The 16,676-nt window shown below is 64.4% G+C and carries 16 protein-coding genes; 11 read left to right on the top strand and 5 right to left on the bottom strand.

The genetic code is table 11. The features are described 5' to 3' along the window. The first annotated feature begins 138 nt into the window (after positions 1 to 138). The 3 genes from AC0L2F_RS02770 to AC0L2F_RS02760 all read left to right on the top strand — a co-directional run bounded on the left by AC0L2F_RS02770 (position 139) and on the right by AC0L2F_RS02760 (position 3,525). Positions 139 to 2,250, top strand: a complete 2,112-nt coding sequence (locus tag AC0L2F_RS02770) for a TRAP transporter permease (protein ID WP_473247389.1) — start codon at positions 139 to 141, stop codon at positions 2,248 to 2,250. After that, positions 2,247 to 2,624 (top strand): DUF1850 domain-containing protein, encoded by a 378-nt coding sequence (locus AC0L2F_RS02765; protein WP_473247388.1) that lies wholly within the window; start codon positions 2,247 to 2,249, stop codon positions 2,622 to 2,624. The genes AC0L2F_RS02770 and AC0L2F_RS02765 overlap by 4 nt, the downstream gene beginning before the upstream one ends. Before the next feature lie 94 nt (positions 2,625 to 2,718). Continuing rightward, positions 2,719 to 3,525: an SDR family NAD(P)-dependent oxidoreductase gene (locus AC0L2F_RS02760; protein WP_007615404.1), complete on the top strand. Its 807-nt coding sequence runs from the start codon at positions 2,719 to 2,721 to the stop codon at positions 3,523 to 3,525. 132 nt (positions 3,526 to 3,657) lie between these two features. Here the strand turns inward: AC0L2F_RS02760 and AC0L2F_RS02755 are convergent, their stop codons facing one another. After that, a complete protein-coding gene (locus AC0L2F_RS02755; RefSeq protein WP_473247387.1) occupies positions 3,658 to 4,428 on the bottom strand; it encodes a hypothetical protein in 771 nt (256 codons plus the stop codon). A gap of 78 nt (positions 4,429 to 4,506) precedes the next feature. After that, positions 4,507 to 6,084 (bottom strand): cation:proton antiporter, encoded by a 1,578-nt coding sequence (locus AC0L2F_RS02750; protein ID WP_473247386.1) that lies wholly within the window; start codon positions 6,082 to 6,084, stop codon positions 4,507 to 4,509. Between the two features lie 95 nt (positions 6,085 to 6,179). Here AC0L2F_RS02750 and AC0L2F_RS02745 point away from each other — a divergent pair, with 95 nt between their 5' ends. The 5 genes from AC0L2F_RS02745 to AC0L2F_RS02725 all read left to right on the top strand — a co-directional run bounded on the left by AC0L2F_RS02745 (position 6,180) and on the right by AC0L2F_RS02725 (position 11,890). After that, a complete protein-coding gene (locus tag AC0L2F_RS02745) occupies positions 6,180 to 6,938 on the top strand; it encodes a hypothetical protein (RefSeq protein ID WP_473247385.1) in 759 nt (252 codons plus the stop codon). A gap of 145 nt (positions 6,939 to 7,083) precedes the next feature. After that, a complete protein-coding gene (locus AC0L2F_RS02740) occupies positions 7,084 to 8,469 on the top strand; it encodes a tetratricopeptide repeat protein (RefSeq protein WP_473247384.1) in 1,386 nt (461 codons plus the stop codon). A gap of 144 nt (positions 8,470 to 8,613) precedes the next feature. Further along, positions 8,614 to 10,548: a propionyl-CoA synthetase gene (locus AC0L2F_RS02735; RefSeq protein ID WP_473247383.1), complete on the top strand. Its 1,935-nt coding sequence runs from the start codon at positions 8,614 to 8,616 to the stop codon at positions 10,546 to 10,548. 171 nt (positions 10,549 to 10,719) lie between these two features. Further along, positions 10,720 to 10,980: a hypothetical protein gene (locus tag AC0L2F_RS02730; protein WP_007597509.1), complete on the top strand. Its 261-nt coding sequence runs from the start codon at positions 10,720 to 10,722 to the stop codon at positions 10,978 to 10,980. Between the two features lie 163 nt (positions 10,981 to 11,143). After that, complete coding sequence (locus AC0L2F_RS02725) at positions 11,144 to 11,890, top strand: OmpW/AlkL family protein (protein WP_007615395.1); 747 nt, start codon at positions 11,144 to 11,146, stop codon at positions 11,888 to 11,890. A gap of 86 nt (positions 11,891 to 11,976) precedes the next feature. Here AC0L2F_RS02725 and AC0L2F_RS02720 read toward each other — a convergent pair whose 3' ends face one another. Then, the gene (locus tag AC0L2F_RS02720) at positions 11,977 to 12,672 is read right to left on the bottom strand and encodes a DUF1013 domain-containing protein (protein WP_007597507.1); all 696 of its coding nucleotides are present in this window, start codon (positions 12,670 to 12,672) and stop codon (positions 11,977 to 11,979) included. Between the two features lie 253 nt (positions 12,673 to 12,925). Here AC0L2F_RS02720 and ispH point away from each other — a divergent pair, with 253 nt between their 5' ends. Genes ispH through rnhA form a run of 3 tightly spaced genes read left to right on the top strand, consistent with a single transcriptional unit; the run spans position 12,926 to position 15,345 of the window. Beyond that, the gene (gene ispH / locus AC0L2F_RS02715) at positions 12,926 to 13,894 is read left to right on the top strand and encodes a 4-hydroxy-3-methylbut-2-enyl diphosphate reductase (protein WP_007597506.1); all 969 of its coding nucleotides are present in this window, start codon (positions 12,926 to 12,928) and stop codon (positions 13,892 to 13,894) included. A 6-nt stretch (positions 13,895 to 13,900) separates the two neighbouring features. Further along, entirely contained in the window at positions 13,901 to 14,884 is a 984-nt protein-coding gene (locus AC0L2F_RS02710; protein ID WP_473247382.1) for a homoserine kinase, read from the top strand. Further along, positions 14,881 to 15,345: a ribonuclease HI gene (gene rnhA, locus AC0L2F_RS02705; protein WP_473247380.1), complete on the top strand. Its 465-nt coding sequence runs from the start codon at positions 14,881 to 14,883 to the stop codon at positions 15,343 to 15,345. The genes AC0L2F_RS02710 and rnhA overlap by 4 nt, the downstream gene beginning before the upstream one ends. Before the next feature lie 163 nt (positions 15,346 to 15,508). Here the strand turns inward: rnhA and AC0L2F_RS02700 are convergent, their stop codons facing one another. Beyond that, positions 15,509 to 15,994: a peroxiredoxin gene (locus tag AC0L2F_RS02700; RefSeq protein WP_027565673.1), complete on the bottom strand. Its 486-nt coding sequence runs from the start codon at positions 15,992 to 15,994 to the stop codon at positions 15,509 to 15,511. A gap of 119 nt (positions 15,995 to 16,113) precedes the next feature. Then, a complete protein-coding gene (locus AC0L2F_RS02695) occupies positions 16,114 to 16,668 on the bottom strand; it encodes a DUF924 family protein (RefSeq protein ID WP_473247379.1) in 555 nt (184 codons plus the stop codon). Positions 16,669 to 16,676 lie beyond the last annotated feature (8 nt).

The following is a 16,676-nucleotide window of genomic DNA, read 5'->3' as shown; positions in this document are numbered from 1 at the left end:
ATGGCCGGGCTTGTCCCGGCCATCCACGTTCTAAGGCCAGGCGAGGAAGATCGTGGATGCCCGGGACAAGCCCGGGCATGACGGCGCGGATGGACCGTGCCAATGCTATAAGCGCTCGACGATTGGGGATGGGTTGAAATGCTCGAGAAGGCAGAGGGCAGCGAAGCGCCCATCAAGGTCGAGTTCGACAATTTCGAGCACGGTTTTCCGGAAGGTTTTGGCCCGGGCTGGTGGGGCGCTCTCGCGTACTGGATCGGCATCGCCTTCGCGACCTTCCAGCTTTATGTCGCGGCCTTCAACTATCTGCCGAGCCAGGTGGTGCGCGGCGTCCATGTCGGCTTCCTCATTCTCCTCACCTTCGGTCTGATCGGCAACTTCACCGCCAAAAGCGATGTCGGCCGCGCGATCGGCTGGCTGATCGGCGGCGCGGGCTTTCTGTGCGGGCTCTATCAATGGATCTTCTATGCGGATTTGATCGCACGTGACGGCGATCCGACGCGCCTCGATCTCGTGGTCGGCACGCTGCTCGCCGTCCTGATCTTCGAGGGCACGCGGCGGCTAATGGGCGCGGCGCTCCCGCTGATGTGCGGCGCCTGTCTCGTCTATTGGTTCTTCGGCCAGTATCTGCCGTCGCCGCTCAACCATCGCGGCTATGATTTCGACCAGATCGTCACGCATCTGTCGTTCGGTACCGAAGGTTTTTATGGTGTACCGATCTACGTCTCGGCGACCTACATCTTCCTGTTCATCCTGTTCGGCTCGTTCCTGGAGCGCGCCGGCATGATCCAGCTCTTCACCGACGTTTCTCTTGGGTTATTCGGCAGGACCCGCGGCGGCCCGGCCAAGGTCGCGGTGTTCGCCTCCGGCATGATGGGCACGATCTCCGGCTCCGGCGTCGCCAACGTCGTCACCGTCGGTCAGTTCACGATTCCGCTGATGATCAGGTTCGGCTATCGCCGCGCGTTCGCGGCCGGCGTCGAGGCGACGGCCTCCATGGGCGGGCAGATCATGCCGCCGGTGATGGGCGCGGTTGCCTTCATCATGGCGGAGACGCTCGGCGTCCAGTACTCGGAGGTCGTGAAAGCGGCCGCGATTCCCGCGATGCTCTATTTCGCCTCCGCCTTCTGGATGGTGCATCTGGAAGCCGGCAAGCACGGCCTCACGGGCATGAAGAAGTCGGAGACCCCGAGCGCCTGGAAGGCGCTGGTGAAGGGTTGGTACCTGGTGCTGCCGCTCGCAGCCCTCGTCTACATGCTGTTCGAAGGCTTCACGCCGCTCTATGCCGGCAGCATGGGGCTCGCGCTCACGGTGGGGCTGATCCTCGGCACCGCCATCACGACGGGCGCGCCTTCGACGGCCATCCGCTACATCTTCTGGATCGGGCTCGCGCTCGTCGTCGCCGCGCTCTCGCGCGACGGTCTTCAGATCGTGCCGGTCGCAGGCGTCGTCGTCGCGCTGATCGTGATCACTGCGTTCGTGCGCGGCGGGTTTTCCGCCCTGCGCGCCTGCCGCGATGCGCTGGCCGAAAGCGCGAAATCCGCCATCACGGTCGGCATGGCCTGCGCCATCGTCGGCGTCATCATCGGCATGATGTCGCAGACCGGCGTCGGCACCATCTTCGGCGGCTGGGTGATCGGCCTCGGGGAGAAGAGCCTGTTCCTGGCGCTGATCATGACCATGCTGCTGTCGATCCTGCTCGGCACCGGCATCCCGACCATCCCGACCTACATCATCACGGCAGCGCTCGCAGCGCCCGCGCTGGCGAAACTCGGCGTTCCCCTGATCGCGAGCCACATGTTCGCGTTCTATTACGGCATCATGGCCGACCTCTCGCCGCCGGTAGCGCTGGCAGCGTTGGCCGCAGCACCGATCGCGAAGGAGAATCCGGACAAGATCGGCTGGGAGGCGATGCGCATCGCGCTCGCCGGCTACGTCATCCCCTTCATCTTCGTCTATTCACCGGCGCTGATGCTGCAGGCCGGCGATCCCATGGCCGCCAAGCTCGGCTTCTACGGCGCGGTGGCGCTGGCGACCTTGAAGGCCCTGGTGGCCATCGCGCTGTTCGGCATGGTCGCGATCGGATTCCTGTTCACGCGCCTGACGTTCCTCGAACGTGTGGTTGCGCTTGGCGCCGCGCTGTGCCTGCTCGGCGACTTCCCGTTCAGCGACACCGCGGGCTTCCTGCTCGCCGCGGCGATCGTGCTGTGGCAGTGGCGGCGGCGTCCGCCGGCGCCGGTCGAGGCGGTGTGAGCCTCTGCTTCGTCACAGCCTCAGGCGTGAAGGCGCTGGCGCTGTCCGCATTCACGCTGGTGTGGACGCATTCGATCGCGAAGGTCGACTGGCAGGAAGACTGGCGCGTCACCCCCGCCGGGCTCGAACTGGTGCAGGCACGCGTCAAGGGCACCGGCCCCGGCATGGAGCCGCCGCCTGAGGCGCGGCTCGTCGACGGCTGGTTTCAATGGAGGCTCGCGCGCGCGCCGATGCCGGAGGTGGTACTGGGCAATTCAGGCGCGGCTGGCGAATGGCGGCTATGCCATGACGGCAAGTGTCGGACGTTGTCCGAGATTGTCGGTCATCCCATTGGTGCTAACGTCACCACGATGAAGGTCTGCAACGATCCGTAGCCCGGATGGAGCGCAGCGCAATCCGGGAACAGTGGCCCCGGATTACGCTGCGCTACATCCGGGCTACAAAGAACAACAACAAGGGAGACACGCGATGGATCGGCTCGAGGGCAAGGTTGCAATGGTGGTGGGCGCCGGCTCGATCGGGCCGGGTTGGGGCAACGGCAAGGCCACCGCGGTGACGTTTGCGCGCGAGGGTGCACAGGTGTTTTGCGTCGATCGCAACGGCGCGGCCGCCGAGGAGACCGCGAAGATCATCACCGGCGAAGGCGGCAAGGCGACTGCCTTCACTGCTGACGTATCTCGCGCGAGCGAGGTCGAGGCGATGGTCGCGGCGTGCCTGAAGGCCTATGGCCGCATCGATGTGCTCGACAACAATGTCGGCATCGCCGAGATGGGCAGCGTGGTCGAAGTGACCGAAGAGAGCTGGGACCGCGTCTTCAGCGTCAACCTCAAGAGCGCCTATTTCGCCATGAAACACGTCATCCCGGTGATGGTGAAACAGGGCGGCGGCTCCATCATCAACATCTCGTCGATCGCCTCGATCCGCCACATGGGCATCTCCTACGTCACCTACGGCACCTCCAAGGCGGCGATGAACCAGATGACGCGCACCACTGCGATCGAATTCGCGCGCCACCATGTCCGCGTCAACGCGATCCTGCCCGGTCTGATGAAGACGCCGATGGTGGAGCATTCCGCCGGTCTCGCCGCCAGTTACGCCAAGGGCGACGTCGAAGCGATGTGGCGCGCGCGCGATGCGCAAGTGCCGATGGGCCACATGGGCGACGCCTTCGACGTCGCCAACGCCGCGCTGTTCCTGGCCTCGGACGAAGCGAAATATGTGACGGGGATCGAGCTCGTGGTGGACGGCGGGATCACGTGCAAGGCAGGGGCGTAGCTCCTTGCTCGTCGCCCTGGCGAAAGCCAGGGCCCATTACCACAAGGCTCGGTTTGGCGAAGGCTGCCGGCTCCAGCCTCTGTCAACAATTCGCATTCGGGGTGATGGGTCCTGGCTTTCGCCAGGACGACATTACTGCGCCAGCGCCAGAATCCCGCCGGCAAACGAATGCCACGCCGCGGTCTCGCTGACCGGCCAGTTCAGCACCTTCACCGCCAGCATCGCGAGTATGCCGGCGATGTAGACCGGGTGCACCCGGCCTTCGGTGCGCCAGTCGCGTACCATGGCAACGACGAGCAGCAGCGAGGCGACCACCGCAGGCGCTATGGTAACGGGCACCGGCGGCGGCCCGGGCGGTCCCGGAGGCGCGAGGAAAGTGAGAAACCAGCGCGCGATCGCGGCATCGAGGATGGAGACCGCCGCGAGCAGCATCAGGCGTTTGTGAATCTCGGGCTTTCGCGTGTTCATGATCGCGAGCACGAACACCATTGCGAAGAACGCGATCCCGCTCATCGGCACGATCGAGAAGGCGATGCCGGCCTCTTTCTGTCCGAGCGCCGCGGAATGCTGCATCACATGGACGGAGGCGAGGAAGCCGAAGATCGTCATCGCGGTCGCGAGCGAAACGCCGGCGATGCCGAGCGCACGGTGATTGACCACGCGGCCTGAGGCGGCGAGCCAGGTCTGGATCACGAAATAGAGTGACCACGTGAAGAACAACAGGCCGTGGAAATGAATGACGGGGCTTGCGGACAATGTCCGGTTGGCGAGCGGCACAAAATAGGTCGGTGCGAAGCCGAGAAAGGCGGTGGCCGCGCAGGCCAGTGCCATGTGGAGATAGAAATATCGTGCGGGCGACGCATCTCGCGCGCGCACACGACGGTCGTCGATCAGGGTCGTCATGAGGGATGAGTCTGGAGAGGCGGCGTTTGGTTCAAAAGCCCTAGCCACCTGTGCAGGGCTCTTGTCGGGGACGGGGATTTAACCCCCCGCGCTCAATTCCGCGCGATCGAGCTCCTCCTCAACCCTGTGGAACGCATCGTCGCCGATCACCTCGGTTGCCCGGAGGTCGAAGATCGACTTGCGCGCGGCCTCAATGGCGCGGCGGCGCAGCGGATCGGCCGGCAATTCGCCGTTGGTGATGCCGCCATGGGGATCGTCGTCGGCCTGCATCAGGATGGCGCGATATTCGAGCCGCAGGATTTCCGCTTCCTCCGACGGATCGTCCTCGATCGCGTCGAGCGCCGCGCGATAGGCGACGGCGCGCGCGCGCGCGACCTCGATGCCGACGGGATCGTCGTCCTTGAGGCTGAACGCCAGGATCAGCGGCCGCAGCGTCAGCCCCTGCACGACCAGCGTGCCGAGCACGACCGCGAACGCCGAGAAGACGATGAAGTCACGATGCGGAAAGTTTTCCGGCAAGGCAAAGGCGGTGGCGAGCGTGACGAGGCCGCGCATGCCACACCAGGAGATGATGAGGCCGCCCTTGGCCGAGGCGACCTGCTTCGGGTCCTTGGGGTGATAGATCCCGTGCGCCACCAGCGTGCGCAGCGTCGTCCGGTAGAACGTGATCCAGGCCAGCCGGACCAGGACCACGGTGAGCAGGATCCAGGCCGCGGCCACGCAATACTCCCAGCGCACGTCCGCGTTCAGCCGCGTCCAGATCGGCCGCATCTGCATGCCGATCAGCATGAAGGCGAGCACGTTGAGCACGAACACCATGGTCTCCCACACCGCATAGGACGGCACCCGCAACCGCGCCGGCATGCGTGCCCCCGCCGTGCGCGCGATGGTGATGGCGTAGACCACAATGGTGAGGATGCCGGAGAGGCCGAGATGTTCGGCGGCAATCCAGACCATGAAGGTGGTGGCGAACTGTACGATGATCGCGCTCGGCGCTTCCTTCACGCGTTCCATGAACAGCGGGATGATGCGGCCAGCGACCAGCCCCGCGACGACGCTGCCGACCAGCGCCAGCGCCATGGTCGGCGCGACCTGATTCCATGTCAGATGTTCCGTGGCGACCGCGCCAACGGCGATGCGATAGATCAAAAGCGCGGTCGCATCGTTGAGCAGGCTCTCGCCTTCCAGGACCTTGACCATGCGGTAGGGCAGTTTCACCTGGCTCAGGATCGCGACCGCAGCGGCCGCGTCGGGCGGGGCCACGATGGCGCCGAGCGCAACCGCGGCGGCCCAGGGCATGTCAGGCATCAGCCGGTGCGCTGCGTAGGCCACAGCGGCCGTGGTCAGGCCGACGGCGGCGACCACCAGAGTGGAGACCGGAACCCAATTGTTGCGGAGATCGCGCAGCGAGGTGTCGAATGCGGCATCGAGCAGGACCGGTGCGACAAAAAGAGCCAGTGCCAGGTCGGGCTCCAGCGTCCAGGACGGGCTCGAGGGCACAAACGCGATCAGCGCGCCCCCGATCGCGAGAAAGGTCGGATAGGGGACCTTGATCCGCCGCGCCAGCGCCGATAATGCAACGGCGCCGAGCAGAAGCACGATGATCCATTCGAATGTCGACACCTTGATCCCCGAAACCGATTTGAGCGGCGCCACAAGCTAGCACCAATCCGGCCGTATGATGGATAGTGTGGCCCCAAGGCAAGACCTCAACCCGGACCTTAACTCAAGACTTTCCGACTGTGACGAGCATGCGTTTTCTCATTCAATGGTCCGGCGCCGCGGTGCTCTTCGCGCTCTCGTTCGTCGTGGCTCATGCCGCGACCGGCGGCGAACCGGCCGCGGTCCCGCAGGTCGACATCGCGCCGTGCCTCGCGGCTGCCGCAGCCGACGACATCGACAAGGCCGCCACGGCCTGCGCCGCCGTGATCGACAACGAGAAGACGGCGAAAGGCGACCTGATCAAGGCGCTGATCGCGCGCGGCGCGCTGTTTGCTCGGCATGATCAGGTCGACCGCGCGATCGCCGACGACAGCCGCGCCCTGGAGCTCGATTCCGGTCTCGCCGATATTTTTAACGTACGGGGCGAGCTCTGGCTGAGGAAGGGCGACAAGCCCAAGGCGGTGCAGGATTTCGGCGCGGCATTGAAGATCGATCCGAACCACGAGAAGGCCAAAGTCAATCACAAGGCGATGGCGCGCGAGATCGAGCGGATCGGCGCGCAGATGGCGGTCGCGGGCAAGCCCAGCTTCAATTGCAGAGGGGCCCGCCGCCCCATCGAGAAGGCAATCTGCGCCAACCGCGAGCTCGCTGATCTCGACCGTGAGGTCTTTGCCGCCAACGCGCGCGTGTTGCGCGAAGCGCGCAATGCGGGCGAAGCGAAGGCGTTTCAGCGCGAGCAGGACGATTTCATCGCCCGCCGCAATGCCGGATATGGCCGGCCCGGCTACGATCTGAAGAAGGCGATGCAGGAGCGGCTGCAGCGGCTGAACGGAGTGGACGGGTATTGAGGCCTTAAGGCCTCCACAACCTCAAGCCTGGGCATGACGACTTCTCGTGAGAAGGGCGCTGGTGCGCCCCTGGCTGGCTCAATTTTGAACCCATCGCTTCCCCGCCGCGACAATGGTGAAAGCCTGATGTCCCGGAGCCTATGCCATGTGCGGCACGCATCCTTCCGCGCAAATGTTTTCGTTAGCAAAAATCTCGTTTCGCTCGCTCCTGCTCAGCGCGGCAATGAGCGTCGTCCTCGTCGCCCCTGCCTTGGCCGGCGTCGATTGCGTGATGGGGAGCAAGGCCGCCCCGGCTGAGCTGATCCCGGCCTGCAGCGCCATTGTGGACCAAGCCTCAAATCCATCCTCCGATCGCGCCGCGGCATTGCTGGTGCGCGCCGACGCCAATGCGCGGACCTCGGGCGGCCTCACGCAGGCGCTGCGGGACATCGACCGCGCGATTGCGCTCGATGGCAAAAACGCAAAAGCCTGGCGCCTGCGCGGCGATCTCCTCCGGGAGGCCGGCGGCGATCTCAACCGCGCCGCGGCGGACCTCAGCAAGGCCATCGAGCTCGATCCGCAGGATTCGGAGTCCTACGAGTTGCGCGGCGTCGTCTACACCAACCAGCGCCGGCTCGACCGTGCGCTCGCCGATTACGACCAGGCGATCAAGCTGAATCCAGACAATGCACAGGCCTGGTCCGACCGCGGCGTGACCTATTATCTCGGAGGCGACAACGAGAAGGCGATCCGCGATCTCAGCGAGGCGTTGCGGCTCGATCCGAACCGGCCGCGCAGCTACACCAATCGTGGCGCCGCCTACAAGAAGCTCGGCCAGCTCGACAAGGCGGTTTCCGACGACGGCGAGGCGATCAGGCTCGATCCGAAGGTACCCGAATATTACGACAATCGCGGGCTGTCGCTAGCCGCGATGGGCGAGTACGACAAGGCGATTGCCGATTACGATCAGGCGCTGCGGCTGGCGCCGCGGCCGAATTTCTTCACCAACCGCGGCGACTCCTACCACCTGAAGGGCGAGCTTGGCGCGGCTCTGAGCGATTACGAGGCCGCGCTGAAACTCGATCCGAATTTCGCGCAGACCTACAACAATCGCGCCGTACTCTACAAGAAGATGGGCGAGCGCAAGAAGGCCTTGGCCGACTACGAGACCGCGCTGCGGCTCGATCCCGGCAACGACAACGCCGCCGCCGGCCGCCGCGCCATGATCGCGGAGATCGCGAAATTTGGCGGCGAGCCGCTGCGGCCGCTCGCGGCGAATTCCGGCAATGGCCCGTCGTTCGATTGTGCCACTGCGAAGCGCGAGGTCGAGAAGGTGATTTGTGCCGATCCGCAGCTGGGTGTGCTCGATCGCCAGATCGCCGAGACCTACGAGCGCGTCCTGAAGTCGGCCGGGTCCCGCTCGGCCGGCGACCTCCGTCGCACCCAGCGCGACTTCCTCGCCACCCGCAATACGAGCTTCGGCCGCCCGGGCTATGATCTGAAGAGGGTCATGCAGGAGCGGCTGCAGCGGCTGAATGCGATGGATAGCTGAGCATTGTTCTTTTCAGCTTGAACCGCGGCCCGTTCCCGGGAAAATACCCCTCAAACATGGCCGGTACTTGATCCCTGTCATGGCGGGACGTTTGTCCTGCCACAAGGTCTAGGCTAGGCGAATAAAGGGAACGGGAGCGCCGGAATGAACGTCCAAGGAAACGTCCAAGGAAACGTCGACGGAAAGAGCCTCTATCACGAAGTTTATGCGCGCTCGCTGTCCGACCCTGAGGGCTTTTGGGCCGAGGCGGCCAAGGAGATCGACTGGATCGAGCCACCGAAAAAGATCTTCGACCCCTCGCAGGGCGTCTACGGCCGCTGGTTCAGCGGTGGCGTGGTCAACACCTGCTACAACGCGCTCGACCGCCACGTCGAACGCGGCCGCGCCGACCAGATCGCGCTGATCCATGATTCGCCGCTGGCAAATAGCGTCACCAAATTCACCTACGCCGAACTGCTGGCCGAAGTGCAGGCGCTCGCCGCCATCATGCAGGATTTTGGTGTCGCCAAGGGCGATCGAGTCATCCTCTATATGCCGATGGTCCCGGAGGCCGTCGTCGCGATGCTCGCCTGCGCGCGCATCGGCGCGGTGCACTCCGTGGTGTTCGGCGGCTTTGCCGCGAAAGAGCTCGCCACCCGCATCGACGATGCGCAGCCAAAGCTGATCCTGTCGGCGAGCTGCGGCATCGAGCCCGGCCGGATCGTGCAGTACAAGCCGCTGCTCGACGAGGCGATCAGGCTTGCGGGCGCAAAGCCGAAGGCCTGCATCGTGCTGCAACGTCCGCAGCTCGTCTGCGCCCTCGCGCCCGGCCGCGACTATGATTGGGCGGGCCTGCGCCGCAAGGCGATGAACGACGGCAAGCAGGCGCCTTGCGTGCCCGTCGCCGCTACCGATCCGCTCTACATCCTCTATACGTCAGGCACGACCGGCATTCCCAAAGGCGTCGTGCGCGACAATGGCGGCCATCTCGTCGCGGTGAAATGGTCCATGTTCAACCTTTATGGCGTCAAGCCGGGCGAGGTCTGGTGGTGCGGCTCCGACATCGGCTGGGTGGTCGGCCACAGCTACATCGTCTACGGCCCGCTGCTGCACGGCGCGACCTCGATCATGTATGAGGGCAAGCCGGTCGGCACGCCCGATGCCGGCGCGTTCTGGCGCGTGATCAGCGAGCACCAGGCTGTCGCCTTCTTCACTGCGCCGACCGCGTTCCGTGCGATCCGGAAAGAAGATCCGGAAGGAAAATTCATCCGGCAATACGACCTCTCGACCTTCCGTACGCTGTTCCTGGCCGGCGAGCGCGCCGATCCGCCGACGGTGGAATGGGCGGAGCAGCAGTTGAAAGTGCCGGTCATCGACCATTGGTGGCAGACCGAGACCGGCTGGTGCATCGCCGGCAATCCGGTCGGCTTAGGCCAGCTGCCGGTGAAGCATGGCTCGCCGACGGTGCCGATGCCGGGCTATCAGGTCGACGTGGTCGACGAAGCGGCAAAGCCGGTCGGCCCGAACACCATGGGCTCGATTGTCATCAAGCTTCCGATGCCGCCGGGCTGCCTGCCGACATTGTGGAATCAGGACGAACGTTTCAAGGAAGCCTATCTCACCGAATTCCCCGGCTACTACAAAACGTCGGACGCCGGCTACAAGGACGAAGACGGCTATGTCTTCGTCATGGGCCGCACCGACGACATCATCAACGTCGCCGGCCATCGGCTCTCCACCGGCGGCATGGAGGAGATCCTGGCTTCGCATGCCGATGTCGCCGAATGCGCCGTGCTCGGCGTCAAGGACGCAATCAAGGGCGAGGTCCCCTGCGGCTTCCTGGTGCTCAAGGCGGGTGTGAAGCGGGCGCCCGCCGAGATCGAGAAGGAGATCATCGCGCTGGTGCGCGACAAGCTCGGGCCCGTTGCCGCGTTCAAGCTCGCCATCACCGTCGGCCGCCTGCCCAAGACGCGATCCGGAAAGATCTTGCGCGGCACCATCAAGAAGATCGCGGATGGTGAAGCCTGGACCATGCCGGCGACGATCGAGGACCCCAAGGTGCTCGATGAGATCGGCGACGCGTTGAAGGGGCGGGTGTGAGGGTTGCAATGGGGGCTTGAATAGGCCGCATTTTTCCGCTCAATCCTCATCCTGAGGAGCGCGCCTGGCGCGCGTCTCGAAGGATGAAAGGCCCCGCTGCTGCAGCTTGGCCTGCATGGTTCGAGACGCCCGCTGCGCGGGCTCCTCACCATGAGGGATGAAGGGCCTGCCATGAATTCGAAGCCGTTTCTAGCGATTGCATTTGCGGGCCTCATTCTCTCCGCCTGCTCCGCGCGCTACCAGACGCCGGTGGCGATGGGCGGCGATGATGACGACGCGGTCTGCCAGAGCCGCGGCTATGCTGCCGGTTCGCCCGAATACGTGGCCTGCCGCAAGGACCGCGACGTCCAGCGCAGCGCTGCGACCACCCGCGCCGACCGCCGCCAGCGCGACCTCGGCGAATACATGCTGAACCATCCGGACCGGCCATGATGTAAGCTGCAGCAGTATCCTGCCGCGACACATCTGCAACGCCGCAGCCAAATCGCAATCGCATTTGTCCTGATTTGATCGGCATCAAATCCTTCACCATTGGCTTTCTGCTCTGACGCTGATGTCGCGCAACGAAGCGCGCACATGGCTGAAGGGGAATGCAATGGACGGAATGATAAGAAACATGGCGCGGCTCGCGGCGCTGGGTGCGGCGCTGGCGGGGGCTTTTGCCTCGGCACAGGCCGCCGATTTGCCGCTCTACAAAAAGGCGCCGCCGCCGGTAGAAGCATTCAATCCCTGGATGGTGCGTTTGCGGGTGCTAGGCGTGTTGCCGGATGCGGGCGGCTCAACCGTCAATGTCGCCGGCGTTCCGTCGCTGTCATCGCCGAATTCGGGCCTCTCGATCAGCGACCAGGTCGTGCCTGAGCTCGACATCAGCTATTTCTTCACCAGGAACATCGCGGCCGAGTTGATCCTCGGTGTAACCCGGCATTCGATCAGCGGCACCGGCTCGCTCGCAAATCTGCCGATCGGCAAGACCACGCTGCTGCCGCCGACGCTGACCTTGCAATATCACTTCGACAATTTCGGCGCGTTCAAGCCGTATATCGGTGCCGGCGTGAACTACACGGTGTTCTTCAACAACTCGGCCGCCAATACGCCGGCCGCGATCGTCGGTCCGCCCGCGATCGTCGCCACCACCACGAGCCTGCATGTCAGCAACGCCTTCGGTGGCGCGGTGCAGTTCGGCTTCGACTACATGCTCGATCGGCACTGGGGCCTCAACGTCGACGTCAAGAAGCTCTGGTTGCGGCCGGACTATTCGGCGACGGTCAGTGGTCTGCCGGTGACCGGCACCGCGCATATCGACCCGTGGCTGGTCGGCGGTGGTGTGACGTATAAGTTCTGAAGTTTGGCGGAAGCCACAGACAAAAACGCGGCGGGTTGGCCCCGCCGCGTTCGCATTCCCATCAATGACCAGCAGGGAGCGAAGGATCACTCCTCCTCCTGGTCCTGCTTCTTGCCGCCGAGCGTCTTCAGCTTGGCGAACACGGCATCGACATTGAGATCGTCGCTGGATCTCTCCGCGGGTTCGTACTCGTCCTTCTTGGTGGTTTCGGAGGCCGGCAGCAGGGTGGCGCCGCCATAGGCTGCGTCGATCGGCTTTTCCTTGGCCGCGCGCGCGACCTCGAAATCGAGCTCGATCTGCGAGCAGAGGCCGAGGGTGACGGGATCGATCGGCGTCAGCTGGGAGGTGTTCCAGTGGGTGCGATCGCGGACACTGGCGATCGTGCTCTTGGTCGTGCCGACCAGGCGCATGATCTGGGCGTCCTTGAGCTCGGGATGGTTGCGGAGCAGCCAGAGGATGGCGCTCGGGCGCTCGTGGCGGCGCGAGACCGGGGTGTAACGCGGGCCCTTGCGCTTGGGCTGCGGCGGCAGCACCACCTTGCTCTCCTGGAGGCGGAGCCGGTAGTCCGGGTTGTTCTCGCCCTTCTCGATCTCCTCGCGGGTCAGCTGGCCATTGGAAAGGGGATCCATGCCCTTGATGCCCTGGGCGGCGTCGCCATCGGCGATCGCGCGCACCTCGAGGGGGTGCATTTTGGTGAAATCGGCGACCTGATCGAAGGTCAGCGCGGTGTTGTCGAGCAGCCAGACGGCGGTCGCCTTGGGCATCAGAGGTGCGTTGCTCATGGCAAATCTCCTTTGTGCTTCGCCCACCCCTTTGGAGGCGAAACCGGTGGTCATCAGCGATGACTGGGAATTCGGGCTATATAAGCCCGGAGGGGGTAGCCACGCAATGGTTCTGCTATAGATAGTGCCTTGACAGCGCCCGAAAGGGGGCCCAATTCCCTCTGAAGTCCCTGTAAGACCGTACCCAAGCCCTATTCATCCATCGACCGCTGCCCGCCCATTTGGCGAGGTGATTCGGTCCCGAGATCGCTCAATGTCAGCCAAACCAGACCTCAAGATCGTGCTTTGTTCTCCCCGTGGCTTCTGCGCCGGGGTGGTCCGGGCGATCGACACCGTGGAACGGGCGCTCGATAAATACGGTGCCCCCGTCTATGTTCGCCATGAGATTGTGCACAATAAGTACGTCGTCGATGGGTTGAAGAAGAAGGGCGCGATCTTCGTCGAGGAACTCGCCGAGATCCCGGAAAACACCACCGCGCCGGTGGTGTTCTCAGCCCATGGGGTGCCGAAATCGGTTCCGGCCGACGCCACGTCCCGCAATTTGTTCTCGCTGGATGCGACCTGCCCGCTGGTCACCAAGGTCCACCGCGAAGCCGCGATCCATTTCAAGCGCGGCCGCGAGATCTTCCTGATCGGCCATTCCCATCATCCGGAGGTGGTGGGCACGCTCGGCCAGCTCCCGACGGGCGCCGTGACCCTGATCGAGACTGCCGAGGACGCCAAGACCATCGCCCCGAAGGATCCGAACAACCTCGCCTTCGTGACCCAGACCACGTTGTCGATCGACGACACCGCGGAGATCGTGGCGCTGCTGAAGGAGCGCTTCCCGAACATCAACGGGCCGCACAAGGAAGACATCTGCTACGCCACCACCAACCGCCAGCTCGCGGTGAAGAAGGTGGCGCCGGTGGTCGACGCCTTGATCGTGGTCGGTGCGCCGAACTCGTCGAACTCGCAGCGCCTGCGCGAAGTCGCCGAGCGTGAGGGCTGCCCGATCGCCGTGCTGGCGCAGCGCGCCACCGAAATCGACTGGAAGCGGTTCGAGAACATCACCAGCCTCGGCATCACCGCGGGCGCCTCGGCACCGGAAGTGATCGTCGAGGAGATTATGGACGCGTTCGCCGAGCGCTTCACACTGCATGTGGAGACGGTCTCGGCTGCGGAAGAGAACGAGTTCTTCCCGCTGCCGCGCCAGGTGCGCCCCGAAGCCGCCGCCGAGTAGACCTTCATGGCGGTCTACACCGACGTTGCCGCCGACGAGCTTGCGGACTTCCTCAACCAATACGATCTCGGCGAGTTGCTCTCCTACAAGGGCATCGCCGAGGGCGTTGAAAATTCCAACTTCCTGCTGCATACGACCAAGGGATCGTTCATCCTCACGCTCTATGAGAAGCGCGTGGCGAAGAACGATCTGCCGTTCTTCCTCGCGCTGATGACGCATCTGGCCGAGCACGGCGTCAACTGCCCGCTGCCGGTGAAGGGAACGGACGGCGAGGCGCTGCGCGAGCTGTCGGGCCGGCCGGCCGCGATCATCACCTTTCTCGAAGGCGTCTGGCCGCGCAAGCCGAACGCGGCCCATTGCGCCGGCGTCGGCGAGGGGCTCGCCAGGATGCATCTGGCCGGCGCGAATTTCGCGATCAGGCGTGCGAACGCGCTGTCGGTCCCGGGCTGGCGGCCGCTGTTCGATGCCGCGTCACAGCGGGCCGACGAGGTGCAGCCCGGCCTGCGCGCGTTCCTGAGCCACGAGCTCGACTACCTCGAGAGCGGGGTCTGGCCGACGCAGCTGCCCGAAGGCGTGATCCACGCCGACCTGTTCAACGACAACGTCTTCTTCCTGGGCGACAAGCTCTCCGGGATCATCGACTTCACCTTCGCCTGCAATGATATGCTGGCTTATGATGTCGCGATCTGCCTCAACGCCTGGTGCTTCGAGCCGGATCATTCCTTCAACGTCACCAAGGCGCGGGCCTTCCTCAATGCCTATGGCCGCGTGCGAAAGCTGTCCGAGGCGGAAGAGGCCGCGCTGCCGCTGCTCGCGCGCGGCGCTGCGATGCGCTTCCTGCTGACGCGGCTGGTCGACTGGCTCAACGTTCCGCCCGGCGCGCTGGTCAAGCCGAAGGATCCGTTGGAATATGTCCGCAAGCTGCGCTTCCATCAGAGCGTTTCCAGCGTGCGCGACTACGGGCTGTCGCCGTCGGGGCTGGTGGCGTGAGCGAGCTCCCGATTGTCACGATCTACACCGACGGCGCCTGCTCGGGAAATCCGGGGCCCGGCGGCTGGGGCGCGATTCTGAAGTTCGGCGACAAGGAAAAAGAACTGAACGGTGGCGAGCGCCACACCACCAACAACCAGATGGAATTGATGGCGGCGATCTCAGCGTTGGAAGCGCTGAAGAAGCCGTGCACCGTCGATCTCTACACCGACAGCCAATATGTCCGTCAGGGCATCACCGGCTGGATCCACGGCTGGAAGCGCAACGGCTGGCGTACCGCCGACAAGAAGCCGGTGAAGAATGTCGAGCTATGGCAGCGCCTCGACGCCGCGCTGAAGGCCCATGACGTGCGGTGGCACTGGGTCAAAGGTCACGCAGGCCATCCCGAGAACGAACGCGCCGATCAGCTCGCGCGCGAGGGGATCGTGAAGGCGCGGTTGCAGCAGCGGGTGGCGGAGTAGCGCGGATCCGCGCTGCTTCCTCATGCTCCGCCGTCATCGCCCGGCTTGACCGGGCGATCCAGTACGCGGCGGCCTCTCGATTCAACAAACTGTCTCTGGAATACTGGATGCCCCGCTTTCGCGGGACATGACAGTGTCGTTTGTGGCTGAAAGCGGTCGCCGCTTACAGCTGCCCGAGCAGCGTATCGCCGCCGGACACTTCGACCTTACCCGGCATCGCCTCGAGGTTCAGCTTCTTGACCACGCCGTCCTCGACCAGCATCGAATAGCGCTTGGAGCGGATGCCGAGACCATTGCCGGAGGCGTCGAGTTCCATGCCGATCGCCTTGGCGAAGTCGGCATTGCCGTCGGCCAGGAAAATGGCTTCGTCGCGCTGGTCGGTGTCGCGCTTCCACGCGTTCATGACGAAGGCGTCGTTGACGGAGACGATGGCGATGGTGTCGACGCCCTTGTCCTTCAGGGCGTAGGCGTTGAGGAAGATGCTCGGCAGATGCATCTTGTGGCAGGTCCCGGTATAGGCGCCCGGCACCGCGAACAGCGCTACTTTCTTGCCCTTGAAGATATCGTCGGTGGTCTTCACCTGCGGACCTTCGGCCGTCATCACGCGGAATTTCGCTTCGGGCAGCTTGTCGCCAGTCTGGATCGCCATCGTCAGTCTCCCTGAAAATCGGTCCCGCTTTTTAGACCGTGCGGCGGGCCTGCACAATATTGCCGGCAAGGATAGTGACCCGGGAAGCGGTGATGGCGGGATGCTTCACCGTGATGTCATCAGCCGGCGAACCCGCCGCCATCGAGGAAGGCCTGCTCGTCCGCCGTGGTCTCGCGGCCGAGCAGGCGGTTGCGGTGGGGGAAGCGGCCAAACCGCCGGATGATATCGGCGTGCTCCCGCGCGTATTTCAGGTTTTCGGCATTCTCGGTGTTCTGAAACAGCGCGACGCAGTGCAATTGGTCGGGCAGGTGCTCGGAATGCATGAAGGGCAAATAGAGGAATTCGACCAGGATGGGATCAATCCTGCGATCCGTGCCCCTCTCGATTGCGCGGCGGGCGACGTCGCGCGCCAACGCGTCGCTGGCAAAGGCCTGCGCCGTGCCCCGAAACATGTTGCGCGGAAACTGGTCGAGCACGATGACGAGCGCGAGTGCGCCCTCGTCGGTCTCCTCCCATGACGAGAGCTCGCCGGCGACCGCCTTCTGCCACAGCGCGAGAAAGCGGCGCCTGACCTCAACGTCGAATGCGTCATTGCGCTCGTACCAGGCATCGCGGCCGGCCTCGCGCCAGAAGGCGAGGATGCCGGCCGGGCTGATGTTGCCGAAATCAGTCATGAACCGAA

This window comes from Bradyrhizobium sp. Ken64, from assembly GCF_055807555.1.
This window is presented reverse-complemented; position numbering and strand designations above follow the sequence as displayed.